At 49.9% G+C, this 12,745-nt stretch carries 11 protein-coding genes and 2 tRNA genes; 6 read left to right on the top strand and 7 right to left on the bottom strand.

The window, feature by feature from the left end; genetic code table 11:
- Positions 1 to 22: 22 nt before the first annotated feature.
- The 4 genes from PsAD5_RS26075 to PsAD5_RS26060 all read right to left on the bottom strand — a co-directional run bounded on the left by PsAD5_RS26075 (position 23) and on the right by PsAD5_RS26060 (position 3,432).
- On the bottom strand, positions 23 to 325 hold the full coding sequence (locus PsAD5_RS26075; protein WP_057462715.1) for an integration host factor subunit beta: 303 nt from the start codon (positions 323 to 325) through the stop codon (positions 23 to 25).
- Positions 318 to 1,325, bottom strand: a complete 1,008-nt coding sequence (gene sppA / locus PsAD5_RS26070; protein WP_057462716.1) for a signal peptide peptidase SppA — start codon at positions 1,323 to 1,325, stop codon at positions 318 to 320. The genes PsAD5_RS26075 and sppA overlap by 8 nt, the downstream gene beginning before the upstream one ends.
- A 222-nt stretch (positions 1,326 to 1,547) precedes the next feature.
- Positions 1,548 to 1,859 (bottom strand): chorismate mutase, encoded by a 312-nt coding sequence (locus PsAD5_RS26065; RefSeq protein WP_063294223.1) that lies wholly within the window; start codon positions 1,857 to 1,859, stop codon positions 1,548 to 1,550.
- Between the two features lie 868 nt (positions 1,860 to 2,727).
- Positions 2,728 to 3,432, bottom strand: coding sequence for an SDR family oxidoreductase (locus PsAD5_RS26060; protein ID WP_063294222.1), 705 nt, complete (start codon positions 3,430 to 3,432; stop codon positions 2,728 to 2,730).
- A gap of 383 nt (positions 3,433 to 3,815) precedes the next feature.
- Here PsAD5_RS26060 and PsAD5_RS26055 point away from each other — a divergent pair, with 383 nt between their 5' ends.
- Entirely contained in the window at positions 3,816 to 5,018 is a 1,203-nt protein-coding gene (locus PsAD5_RS26055; RefSeq protein ID WP_208988843.1) for a GNAT family N-acetyltransferase, read from the top strand.
- 162 nt (positions 5,019 to 5,180) lie between these two features.
- Here PsAD5_RS26055 and rpsA read toward each other — a convergent pair whose 3' ends face one another.
- The 3 genes from rpsA to aroA all read right to left on the bottom strand — a co-directional run bounded on the left by rpsA (position 5,181) and on the right by aroA (position 9,061).
- Positions 5,181 to 6,878 carry a 30S ribosomal protein S1 gene (gene rpsA, locus PsAD5_RS26050; protein ID WP_063286510.1) on the bottom strand — a complete coding sequence of 566 codons (1,698 nt, stop codon included), beginning with the start codon at positions 6,876 to 6,878 and terminating at the stop codon, positions 5,181 to 5,183.
- A gap of 195 nt (positions 6,879 to 7,073) precedes the next feature.
- A complete protein-coding gene (gene cmk / locus PsAD5_RS26045) occupies positions 7,074 to 7,709 on the bottom strand; it encodes a (d)CMP kinase (protein ID WP_063286511.1) in 636 nt (211 codons plus the stop codon).
- Positions 7,706 to 9,061 (bottom strand): 3-phosphoshikimate 1-carboxyvinyltransferase, encoded by a 1,356-nt coding sequence (gene aroA / locus PsAD5_RS26040; RefSeq protein ID WP_193757816.1) that lies wholly within the window; start codon positions 9,059 to 9,061, stop codon positions 7,706 to 7,708. Before aroA ends, cmk begins: the two co-directional genes overlap by 4 nt.
- Positions 9,062 to 9,266: 205 nt before the next feature.
- On the opposite strand from aroA, the gene PsAD5_RS26035 reads away from it, so the two are divergent.
- From PsAD5_RS26035 to PsAD5_RS26015, 5 genes are all read left to right on the top strand, one after another.
- Positions 9,267 to 9,644 (top strand): TIGR02300 family protein, encoded by a 378-nt coding sequence (locus tag PsAD5_RS26035; protein ID WP_063286512.1) that lies wholly within the window; start codon positions 9,267 to 9,269, stop codon positions 9,642 to 9,644.
- 132 nt (positions 9,645 to 9,776) lie between these two features.
- Positions 9,777 to 9,852: transfer RNA gene (locus PsAD5_RS26030), tRNA-Ala, on the top strand.
- A gap of 125 nt (positions 9,853 to 9,977) precedes the next feature.
- Positions 9,978 to 10,053, top strand: a tRNA-Ala gene (locus PsAD5_RS26025).
- A 259-nt stretch (positions 10,054 to 10,312) separates the two neighbouring features.
- A complete protein-coding gene (locus PsAD5_RS26020; RefSeq protein WP_063294220.1) occupies positions 10,313 to 11,728 on the top strand; it encodes a cryptochrome/photolyase family protein in 1,416 nt (471 codons plus the stop codon).
- A gap of 121 nt (positions 11,729 to 11,849) precedes the next feature.
- Positions 11,850 to 12,338 carry a fasciclin domain-containing protein gene (locus tag PsAD5_RS26015; protein ID WP_063294219.1) on the top strand — a complete coding sequence of 163 codons (489 nt, stop codon included), beginning with the start codon at positions 11,850 to 11,852 and terminating at the stop codon, positions 12,336 to 12,338.
- Positions 12,339 to 12,745: the final 407 nt, after the last annotated feature.

Genomic DNA, 12,745 nt, shown 5'->3' with positions numbered 1-12,745 from the left:
GAGCCAATGTATTACTCCAGGATCAGTCGTCTTCGCCGTGATCCGTACCGTCGTTCAGTCGTTCGCGCATTTCTTTGCCGGTTTTGAAGAACGGAACGAACTTTTCGCCAACTTCAACTTTTTGGCCAGTTCTTGGATTGCGTCCAACGCGTGCCGGGCGGTTCTTCACTGAGAACGCACCAAAGCCACGCAGCTCGACGCGGTCACCGCGCATCAGCGCTTCAGTAACTTCATCAAGAATGGCGTTTACGATATTCTCTACATCGCGTTGATAGAGATGCGGATTACGCTCCGCAATAGTCTGTACTAATTCCGATTTAATCATGCTTTGCCCCCCCAAGTGCTGAGACTGTTGCCGCATCCGGAGCCTGCCAAACAGACACGAGACCGTCAAGCGGTAGGCTTGAATCTACGACACTTTTTGCTGTTTTGAGAAGTGAGATGACCAAATTCTGGTTCTCACTACCCAAAAAGCCTAATAAATTTGCAGGGAACGGGAGTGACCGCTCGTCTGATTCTGGTTTCCAGTCGATTATTTCCAAATCACTGGAAAGTCCTTTTTCGTCAATAAGCCACTGATGCGCGGCCTGCTCGCCACCAATCTCATCGATCAGTTCAAGGTCTTTTGCCTGGTGCCCGGTGTAAACCTGACCGTTCGCCAGCTGAAGTGCACGCTCTTTAGAAAGGCCTCTGCGTTCTGCAACAAGTCCAACGAACCACATATAGGTATCGTCAATCAGTTCCTGCAAAGTTTCCTTCACTTCAGGCGTGGCTGGCTCATAAAAGTTTGGCTCAGCTTTCAATGGTGCGCTTTTAATCGCATCCATTTCAACGCCAATCTTTTCGAGCAACCCTTTTGCATTGCCATACTGGAAGAGAACACCGATAGAACCGGTCAAAGAGGTGTATTGAGCAACAAGGTGATCACTGGCAATTGCGGAAAGATAAGCAGCTGAAGCACCAAGCGTCGTGATGGACGCTGTCAAAGGCTTCTTCTCAGCAATCTTGCGCAGCGCATTGTAAAGCGCTTCACCACCGGAAGTGGTGCCACCGGGAGAATTAATGGAGACGATGACGCCTTGCACGGTGTCATCTTTTGCGATTGCTTCAAGCATCTCCAACTGGCGGCGATCATAGGTGATCGGTCCGTTGATTTCGATGCGAGCAATATGCTTTTCAGAACGGGCAAGCTCACCAAGGCCAGTTGCCTCAGCGCCTCCCCACAACAGCAAAGCTGCAAGTGCTAAAAAACTAACGACGCGCCAGAACGAAACTTTACGTCTCAGGCGTCTGCGATCAATAAGAACGTCACTGTCTAGACTCATGGGGTCTTCCCGGTCAAACTCATTTAAGCGACTATAGGGAAACAATACCTAAGCTTTTGAATAAGCCAAGTGTTCTTTCTCTGCAGACGGTAAAAACACGACCATAAATTAAGCTTTGTCCCTGCCAAACGGTTAATTTGGGGAAGTAGGCTCTTAATTCTCCGAAAATTTCTGGTTGTAATGCTAGTCGACTAAGATGCCAGAGAAAATGGCGATACTATGTTATTTTACGTTTTCCTCTGCTTCCATAAGGTCTTCTTCGTGCGCAATCGCACTTTCCATCAGTGCGCGCCACATGGTCTCATAGGTCTGCGCATTCAGGCCATGCGCACGGGCATGGGCTTTTACGTTGCTGGCAACTTCCTCTACCCGGCTTTCAATGCGGGCAGACAGGCCAATTGGTTTTTTGATTTCAGCGGCGCGTGTGATGTAAGTCCAGCGCTCTGCAAACAGGGAAATCAGCTCGGAATCCAGACGATCAATTTCTGCGCGGATCTGAGTCATATCGTGACATTCGCTAGCAGAGTTCTTCATTAGTTTTTTGCTGCCTATCGGATTGAATGACGTGGCTGGGGAGTGCCACCTTTTGAAATGTCATACCCGAAATAAATGCATGGTCGCAACTAGCATATGTTTATCGCATAAAAAATCCGTTCCGTTCATCAGGAGGTGGGGGGGAGCTGAGAACGGAACGGGATCTGTATGGCCATGGGGCCAGTTGGACTTTTCGTCTTTTTTGGGCCACTGTTTTATCGATTGCTCTGAAAACCGATAGGTTCAGTGATCTTAATTCTTGACGCGAGAACTAGGGGCATAGTTCACCGCGCGCTGTTGGAAACCCAAAGCCGATTGCTGCAAGGACGGCGTAAAACGGGTTTCCAGTTAGCCCTGCGGTTTCGGGCGGACCGCTAGGGCATTCCGAAGTCTTGAAGCTGCCGGACCTTATTTTTGTTATTGGCCTCAACGATGTTTCAAGACAAACAGCACAGTGGAGTTTGAGAGAATGGGATACTCTCTTGCTCGCCATGTAAAGTAATATACAGATGTTACTTGAAGATAAATAGAAATCAGAAATAGAAAATTTCAAAAACCGACTCTATCTTAGGTGGTGTATAGCAAATTAAAAGTTGTTATCAAAACTTATCATCAATTTACTATTGCTTATCTATTATGTTTATTTTGATTAAAGTGAATTAATATTTACATTAATTAAAATTGAGCGCATGTAAATGCTCCATATCACACAATTTGCTTTGTTTCTTTCTGGTGAGGAGGAGTTGTGGCGTTAAAAAAGGGGCGTTTCCGCCCCTTTCTGATCGTGCAGGTTTAAGATCTCTCCGATTAATCGAGAGAGAAGGGCATCCCGCAAATTGCGACAGATGCCTTCGCAAAATTGTCCAGCTTAAATTGAGCGCGTAATTCCGCCATCAATTCGGATATTTTGTCCGGTCATGTAGCTGGAGGTGTCTCCGGCAAGGAAAGCAATCAGATCAGCCACTTCCTGCGAGGTGCCATAACGCCCCATTGGAATGCGACCCCGGCGCTCTTCCTTCTCTGGCAAGCTGTCAATAAAGCCCGGCAGCACGTTGTTCATGCGAATGTTTGAGGAAGCATACTTGTCTGCGAACAACTTGGTAAAAGCAGCAAGGCCAGCTCTGAACACGCCGGAAGTCGGGAAAAGTTCCTCGGGCTCAAACAAGGCATAGGTGGAAATATTGACGAAGCTGCCATTGCCCTGAGCTTCCATGATTGGGGTAACGATGCGGGTGATCCGCACCACGTTCATGAGATAGAAGTCCATCCCTCTCGCCCAATCTTCATCGGTGAGCTCAAGGACCGGCCCTTTAGGCCCATGGCCAGCACTGCTGACAACCGTATCAATACGGCCCCACTTCTCCATCGCAACATCAACAAGACGTTGGAGGTCCGCAGTTTCAAGGTTGGAGCCAGTCACACCGACACCACCAAGTTCCTCAGCCAGCTTCTCGCCTTTGCCAGAGGAAGAGAGGATGGCGACTTTATAACCGTCCTCTGCCAGCTTACGTGCAGCAGCAGCACCCATACCACTGCCACCAGCAACAATCAGCGCAACTTTCAAATCACTCATGAAACCCTCCTGAATTAAATCAGGACTATTCCATTTTCTGCTGGGCAATAAATCAAGTGACGATTTGTCATCACCCTGAGAGAAACCATGCGGAGGAGACAATATTTCTAGAACTGAGGTCCCTAACGGAAATGTGAGAAATTCAAATGCTCAGATTTCTATAAAATACTTCTACTTTTAACTGGTTGAAAATAACTATGTATAAATATCAGGAGTTAGAGCACGGTGTGTGAATGCGAATGAACGCGACGTGCTCCAGGGCGAGAGCCACGAGATTCAGTCATTTAAAGCATATCGCCGAAAAGTAGACGCCGATTTTCGGACAAAGATACGCAAACTGCTTTAATTAAAGTCATTTTATGCATCGATAAGGGAGAAGTTTGTTGCAGGCAGATGTTATCACATCAAACGAGCTCGCCTCTGTGCAGCTGAGTTCTGCAACAAAAGCACTTCAAAACCCGTCTGTGTGCGTGTTGCAGTCTGCTGTTGAGGTAGCTGAACTCCAGCAGCAATGGCACCCGCTGGAGCAGGCCTCCAAAGGCAACCCGGTCTTTCAAAGCTATGCCTGGACCATAGCGATGCTTGAAAATCCAGCATCGGTCCAATCAGCCAAAATCTTCGCTGTCTACGACCAGCAAAGCCTGATCGCGGTTCTGCCGCTGCGCATTGAAAAGCAAAAGTCCCTGAAAGCGCTGACTGGTTTAGGAGAGCCTTTTCAGCAGTACTCAGAGATACTGCTAACTCCCGGCTATAACCCTGCTACCGTGTTGGATTACCTGAAGCCACACCTTCAAAAGGCTGGCGCAGATGTGATCCACCTCCGCCAGATCAGAGAGGGCGGTGCACTCTATGAGTACGCCAGCACTCATTTTACCGAGGTCGGAGAGGCTGATGGCGCTCCATGGCTGGATCTGAAACAGTGGGATAGCTTTGAGGACTATCTGAAGTCCATCTCCGCCCGCTCCCGCAAAACCATCCGCAACCAACGCAATCGCCTCCACAAATCAGCAGGCCTTTCGCACCGCGTGATCCGGCAGGAAGACCCGGAACTCGAAATCATGCTTCTGCGAACTCTAAACGGGCGAGAGAACTGGGTCGAAGCCATGGGTTACTCATCGCGCGCTCTGGAAGGCGATGGCTTGCAGAATGTCCTTCTCTCATTAAGCAACGGCAAGGCCAAAGGTTGCGAACTCATCGCTTTTGAGCTGAAGCACGGTGATCTGCCAATCTCTACCGAATGGGGCTTCCTGTTCGAAGGCTGCTATTCCGCTTACATGGCCGATTGGAACCCGGACTACGAACAATCCAGTCCCGGTAAACTTCACCAGATGGACGTCATCGAGGCGTGTTTTGCGCTTGGGATCGATAAGATCGATTTTCTAAAACCAGCTTCCCGCTACAAGATGACATGGACCTCACAGGTCGCCAGTGTCTTTGATGCCGTCAGCCCGCTCTCCTTCAAAGGACAACTCTATGCCAGCCTCTGGCTCAAGAACCTGCGCCCCTTAGCAAAGCGCATCGTACTTGCAATGCCAAAAGGTCCGAGAGCATTCCTGATGAGCTCCCTGAAGAAGATCAGGGGCTAACTCTGCCGAGAGGGAGAACTCCCTGAAACAGGACGCTCCAAAGCTCTTTTCAAACATAAGCGCGCAAAAGAATGCGAAACAACGCAAATGAACGCACTCATCAACGCAACAAAAAAGCCCGCTCATTTGAGCGGGCTTTCTCGCAAAATCTATTGCTAGATCTTATTCGTCGTCGTTCTGCTTCTTCATAGCTGCAGCGAGGATGTCGCCGAGAGAAGAGGAAGCGTCAGAAGAACCGTACTGTGCAACCGCTTCTTTTTCTTCAGCGATTTCAAGTGCCTTGATGGATACACCAACGCGGCGGGTCTTCTTGTCGAACTGAGTGATACGAGCTTCGATCACATCGCCAACGTTGAAGCGGGTAGGATCCTGCTCACCACGTTCACGGGACAAGTCAGCGCGACGGATGAATGCAGAGAGGTCGCCGTCTACGAGTTTAACGTCGAGACCACCGTCTTTGATTTCAGTCACTTCACACTTAACGATTGCGCCCTTACGAACAACATCGCCAGCGGATTCAAACGGATCAGCGTCGAGCTGTTTGATGCCGAGAGAGATACGCTCTTTCTCAACGTCAACGTCAAGAACGACTGCTTTAACAACGTCGCCCTTTTTGTACTCTTCGATGACCTGCTCGCCCGGACGGTTCCAGTCCAGATCGGACAGGTGAACCATGCCGTCAACATCGCCTTCAAGACCGATGAACAGACCGAATTCGGTCTTGTTCTTAACTTCACCTTCTACGGTGGCGTTAAGTGGGTACTGCTGTGCGAATGCATCCCATGGGTTCTGCAGAGTCTGCTTGAGGCCCAGGGAGATACGGCGTTTGGAAGCGTCCACTTCAAGGATAACCACTTCAACTTCCTGGGAAGTAGAAACGATTTTGCCCGGGTGTACGTTCTTTTTGGTCCAGGACATTTCGGAGACGTGGATCAGGCCTTCGATGCCTGGCTCCAGTTCTACAAATGCACCGTAGTCGGTGATGTTGGTAACACGACCGGAGAACTTGGAATCCAGTGGGTATTTGGCTTCGATGCCATCCCATGGATCGGTTTCCAGCTGCTTCATGCCGAGGCTGATGCGGTGTGTTTCCTGGTTCACACGAACGATCTGCACCTTCACGGTCTGACCGATTGTCAGAACTTCGCTTGGGTGGTTGATACGACGCCATGCAATGTCGGTAACGTGCAGGAGGCCATCGATGCCACCAAGGTCAACGAATGCACCGTAGTCGGTGATGTTCTTAACAACACCCTCAACGGTCTGACCTTCTTCCAGGCTCTGAACGAGTTCAGAACGCTGTTCAGCGCGTGTTTCTTCCAGAACAGTACGACGAGATACAACGATGTTGCCACGGCGCTTGTCCATTTTCAGGATCTGGAAAGGCTGTGGAGTGTGCATCAGAGGAGTAACGTCGCGTACTGGACGGATGTCTACCTGAGAGCGTGGCAGGAATGCTACTGCGCCGTCCAGATCAACGGTGAAGCCACCTTTAACCTGGTTGAAGATCTGACCAGTAACTTTTTCACCAGCTTCGAAAGCAACTTCAAGGCGAACCCAGCTTTCTTCGCGGCGAGCTTTGTCGCGGGACAGAACAGCTTCACCCATCGCGTTTTCAACGCGCTCAAGGTAAACTTCTACTTCATCGCCAACGGCCATTTCGCCGTCACGGCCTTTAGCGCCGAATTCCTTCATAGGAACGCGACCTTCAACCTTAAGACCTACGTCGATGACTGCGAGGTCTTTTTCGATAGCAACAACGATGCCTTTTACAACGGTGCCTTCAAAAAGGTCGGAAGTCGCAAAGGATTCTTCCAACAGAGCTGCAAAATCTTCAGCAGCAAAGTTTTGATTTTCCATAAAATCTCCTGATGCCATAAGAATGGCGCTCGCCGGCGGGTTTGTGTTAACACTAAAGGACAAGGGCTCCCGGTTTTCAACTCGCGTTGAAAAACAACCACTTACAAGTAAGTGGGCCGGCGAAAGCGGTCACACTTGTCCAAATTCGGTATCGTAACAGTCGCTTGATATAACAAACGCGAACTCCGAAGGCTGTTATGAAACAGCTGAATTCCGGGCGCGTTCGACGATATCCACAGCCGCACGAAATGCGGAGTCTATATCCATTTCTGTCGTATCAAGCAAGTGTGCATTTTCAGCGGGTTTTAATGGAGAGTCTTTTCTGGTGCTATCGCGCTCGTCGCGACGCTCCAGATCCACTAAGATTTCATTAAAATCTGCTGGAATTCCCTTGCCGTTCAACTCGTCTGTTCGGCGCTTTGCACGGGCTGCCGGAGAGGCGGTAATGAACAGTTTCGCGGTCGCGTCCGGGCATACAACAGTCCCGATATCACGGCCATCCAAGACTGCGCCCGGCTCTTGCTCAGCAAACGCACGCTGAAGGCTCACCAGTTCCTCGCGCAAGCCAGAAAGAACCGCAATGCGAGAGGCCGCCTCACCAATTTCATGGGAAGAGAGCTGATTGCGATCCAAATTACCCAGATCAAGGTTCTGGGCGACAGAGATTGCAACGTTTTCATCACCAAGTGGCAGGCCGCGCGCAAGCAGCGCAGCGGCGACAGCACGATACGTCAAACCAGTATCCAGATGGCGGAGTCCAAAATGCGCAGCGAGCTGGCGTGCGAGCGTTCCCTTGCCAGATGCCGCTGGTCCATCCAGAGCAATAATCATGCAGCTTCCTCATTTTTATTTTCAAGCTTGCCACCCAGCTCACCAAACATGGAGAGGAAGGTTGGGAAGCTTGTCGCGATTGGCGCTGCATCATCGACCTGAACCGGCTTGTGTGCAGCGAGCCCCAGAATAAGGAAGCTCATTGCGATCCGGTGATCCAGATGTGTTGTAACAGTGCCACCGCCAATATTGTTTGCCCCACCAGTAACAGTCAGACTGTCCTGTTTTTCAACGCACGGAATACCGTTTGCTTCCAAACCACGTGCAACAGCAGCCAGGCGGTCTGACTCTTTGACACGCAGTTCTTCAAGACCAAGCATGACAGTGTCACCTTGAGCAAAAGCAGCAGCAACAGAAAGAATTGGATATTCATCAATCATGGAAGGTGCTCGGTCCGCTGGAACCGTAATACCCTTTAATCGCGAATACTTGGCGTGAATATCGCCAATCTTTTCTCCGCCGCTTTCCCGTTCATTCGAGATGGTAATGTCTGCGCCCATTTCAAGCAGACTAGTAATAAGTCCAATGCGAAGCTCATTCAAAAGCACACCTTCAACGGTGAGATCAGAACCCGGTGTGATCAGGGCAGCAACAATCGGGAAGGCAGCTGAAGACGGGTCACCAGGAACCGTAATATCCTGAGGCTGCAGCTTCGGTTGGCCTTGCAGCGTGATGATACGCTCACCGCTCTCGTTCACTTCAACCTTCAGGTCTGCGCCAAAACCAACCAGCATTTTCTCTGTATGGTCACGTGTCGCAACAGGTTCGATAACAGTTGTTGTACCAGCGGTATTCAAACCAGCCAGCAACACAGCGGATTTCACCTGCGCAGATGCCATTGGCACGCGGTAAGTGATTGGAATTGGTGTGTCACTGCCGCGGATAGAGGCTGGCAGACGGTCGCCGTTACGCGCAACAACCTGAACACCCATCTCACGCAACGGGTTAAGGACGCGGCCCATTGGGCGTCCAGACAGCGAGGCATCGCCAGTCATGGTGACGGCAATCGGGTGGCTCGCAAAAATACCCATTGCCAGACGTACGCCTGTACCCGCGTTTCCAAAGTCAATTGGAGCTTCCGGCTCAAGCAAGCTACCCAGTCCAACACCCTCAACCGTCCATGTGTCATCTTCCTGACGAACACACTTGGCACCAACCGCATTCATAGCATTTGCTGTGCCAATCACATCTTCTGATTCGAGAAGGCCAGAGATGGTGGTTTTGCCAAGCGCCAATGCGCCAAACATCAGAGAACGATGGGAGATAGACTTGTCACCTGGAACTTTGATTTGACCATTGAGCGGAGAGCCGCTGTGAGCGGTCACAATTTGCGGTGACGAATTATGGGACATGTTCATTTCCGGGGTTGCGAGACTTAAAAAACTAGTTCCTCCTAGCACGGAAGAAAAAGACAGTCACCCTAGGGCGCATTGAACTATTGCGAAATTTCAGCAGTGAATGTACGACTTCGGGTAGATTTCTAAGATTTATCTTTGACATGATGGCCAACCTGAGGCTAAGGGGGCCGTCAACGAGATACAAACAAAGGTGAGAACCGTGGCAAGACCGGAACTCGGAACCAAGCGCCTGTGCGCGGCGTGTGGCGCTAAATACTACGATTTGAAACGTGACCCGATCATCTGTCCTAAGTGCGGCGACATGTTTGATCTGGGCATGACAGCAAAAACAGCCAAGGCTGTAAAAGCTGTTCAGAAAGAAGAAGCTAAGGAAGCATTGGTCAAAGACGATGCAGAACTGGTTTCTCTGGAAGAAGCAGACGCTGAAGCATCTGGTGAAGATATTCCTGAGCTGGAAGATGAAACTATCACTGATGATATCAGTGGTGATGACTCCGATGTGTTCCTCGACGATGAAGATGATGAAGACGCTGCCGTACCAGGCATCGTTGTGGCTCGCGACGACGACGAAGTCTAAAATTTCCACAGCTTGTGAAACTGCAGGCTGTTAAGAGAGTATTCTCTTGAAATGTGGGGGCGGCCCATCTATGTTCCGCCTCCATCGGCACACAAACTTCATTGAAGTTTCAGTGCCTAAGGAAGAAATGATGGGGCCTTAGCTCAGCTGGGAGAGCGCTTCGCTGGCAGCGAAGAGGTCAGGAGTTCGATCCTCCTAGGCTCCACCAAAGACATTTTGCAAAAAATGTCTGATGTTCTGCGAAGAATGTCTGGCATTTCGCAAGAAATGTATACCTTCCTTAAAGACTACGCAGCAGGGCAACCCAAGCCCGTTTTAAATGCTGCATGGTATGGGGCCTTAGCTCAGCTGGGAGAGCGCTTCGCTGGCAGCGAAGAGGTCAGGAGTTCGATCCTCCTAGGCTCCACCAAAATCCTTTTGCCAAAAATTCAGCTAAGAATATCCGGCTCTTTCAAAAAAGCTCCCAACAATGCTTTTAGATTATACCTGATCGTCCTCTCATCGTTTTTGGCTGACTTCACGTCGTTTTGGAACGTGTTTGACAAATCGAGCCAATCTCGCGGTAGTGACGGTTTGCGCACTATGAGAATTGAAGCTCTATCGCCATTGATACGCAAGGAAATTGCTATACATCTGCCGCAACTGGTTCTTTTGAGCAGAGGCTGTCGATGACTGCACCCGTTGTTATCCATTGGTTCCGTCAGGATCTTCGTTTGAGTGATAATCCTGCTCTGACTGCGGCCTGCGAGGCCGGCGCGGTTATTCCACTCTACATCCTGAGTGACGGTGAAAAAGGCGCGCGCGAACATGGTGGAGCGACGCAGAACTGGCTGCACCATTCTTTAAAAGCTCTCAATAAAAGCTTGAAGGGGCAGCTGTTGATAATGCGCGGTGACCCATCTGTCATTATCAAGAACCTTCTTCAGGAGACGGAAGGGACGGGCGTTTTCTGGAACAGATGCTACGAGCCCTGGCGCATAGAACATGATGCACAGCTGAAGTCTGATCTGGAAGAGATTGGCGTAACTGCTAAGAGCTTCAACGGTTCGCTTCTTTGGGAACCATGGCAAGTGGCAAAGCCAGATGGTGACCCATATAAAGTCTTCACTCCGTTTTATCGTAAAGGCTGTCTGCAAGCGGCTGAGCCGCGTAAGCCCTTACCTACCCCTGAACCCATGCGGTTACATCAGGTGAGTACAAATGGAGCGCTGTCTCTTGATGAACTGGGACTGATCGACAACTGTCCATGGTCAGTGCGACTGAGTAACTGTTGGGAGCATGGAGAGCAGGCGGCGCAAAACAGGCTCTATTCGTTTCTCGAAAACGGCATCTCCAATTACAAGGAGGGGCGTAATTTTCCCGCTCTCACGCATACTTCACGGCTTTCGCCTTACCTGCATTTTGGAGAGATTTCGCCCAATCAAGTCTGGTGGGCGCTCAGTATGCACGAAGAGACACATGACATTGACCATTTCCGGAGTGAGTTAGGCTGGCGCGAGTTCTCCTATTCCCTGCTGTTCCATAACCCAACGCTTCCTCAAAACAATCTCAATACTAAATTCGATCGCTTTCAGTGGGTTTCTGACGACCAACGCTTGTTGGCTTGGCAAAACGGGCAGACGGGTATCCCAATCGTAGATGCAGGTATGCGCGAGTTGTGGCAAACCGGTTATATGCATAACCGCCTGCGGATGGTCGTCGGCTCGTTCCTCGTAAAGAACCTGCTGCTGGATTGGCGCTCAGGTGAGGCATGGTTTTGGGATTGCCTGGTGGATGCAGATCTCGCCAACAACTGTGCAAGCTGGCAATGGATTGCTGGCTGTGGTGCAGATGCAGCCCCGTACTTCCGTATCTTCAATCCCGTGCTACAGGGCGAGAAGTTTGATGGCCACGGTGATTACACCCGTCGCTTTCTCCCGGAGCTCAAAGAACTGCCGGACAAATACCTCTACAAACCATGGGAAGCTCCCAAAGACATCCTGCAAGATGCGGGCGTTGTCCTAGGAAAAACGTATCCGTTGCCAATCGTTGACCTCAAAAAATCACGAAATGAAGCGCTGCGTGCTTTTGAGAAAACAAAATAAAATTCAGATCAGAGTGATCTGCCTTCAATTCCGGTCAGTATAAGAACTTGTGCGCGGCAGGATGTCGCAGCCAAATCTAATGTAATTCCCTGATTTACATCTCTGGGGAGTGGAGGGTTCTATGCGTTTATCTATGATTTCTTTTGTAAGCTCGCTTGTTCTTGCTGGATCAGTGAGTGCTAATGCAGGAACTATTGTAGAAGTAGCTCAAGGGGCAGGGCAGTTTAACACCCTTATCGCTGCAGCTCAGGCCGCTGGTTTGGACGGCGCATTAGCGAACGGTGAAAATCTGACGGTCTTTGCTCCGACCGATGAAGCGTTTGCTGCTCTTCCGGATGGAACAGTAGAAATGTTGCTGAAGCCTGAGAACAAGGATCAGTTGATCGCGGTCCTGAGCTATCATGTCCTGCCACGAAAGCTCGCGTCCACTGACCTTCCAGGCCGGACAATTCATGTGAAGGCAATCAAGGGTTCTGGAGACAAGACACTTTCCGTCTCAAAAACATCGTCAGGTGTGACAGTCGACAAGGCAAACGTGATCAGCGCCGATATTCCTGCAGATAATGGAATTATCCATGTGGTCGATGCAGTATTGCTACCCTCCAACTAGTTTGGGGCATATCTTCAGTCTGAAGAAGCTCAACTTGGGGGCGTGGAGCGTAAGTTTCGCGCCTTCAGTGCTGTCACAAAACGCGATTAGATGACTCTATTTGATTGAAACGAATACATTTCATCTTTTCGAGCATGCAAACTTTTGCATTAGAAGTTGCATTCGGTGAGTTGCACACAGTGCGCCTGTGGATAAGTTTGAGCGCCTTTCGCATTCGAAAAACTGCGCCTTAAAGCATTAAGACAGCTCATCCGCAGAAACGTGCAAGGCGCAAAAATAGATTTTATTCGCCGTCTAGGTATTTCTCCTTTATATCAAGTGATTAGCCGACAAATTTTTGCATAATGCTCAACATTCGAAATCTTTCGTATCGAATTTTTTCGAAACAAAACTTCCAATTTTAGACA

This window comes from Pseudovibrio sp. Ad5, assembly GCF_001623095.1.
Taxonomy (GTDB): Bacteria; Pseudomonadota; Alphaproteobacteria; order Rhizobiales; family Stappiaceae; genus Pseudovibrio.
This window is presented reverse-complemented; position numbering and strand designations above follow the sequence as displayed.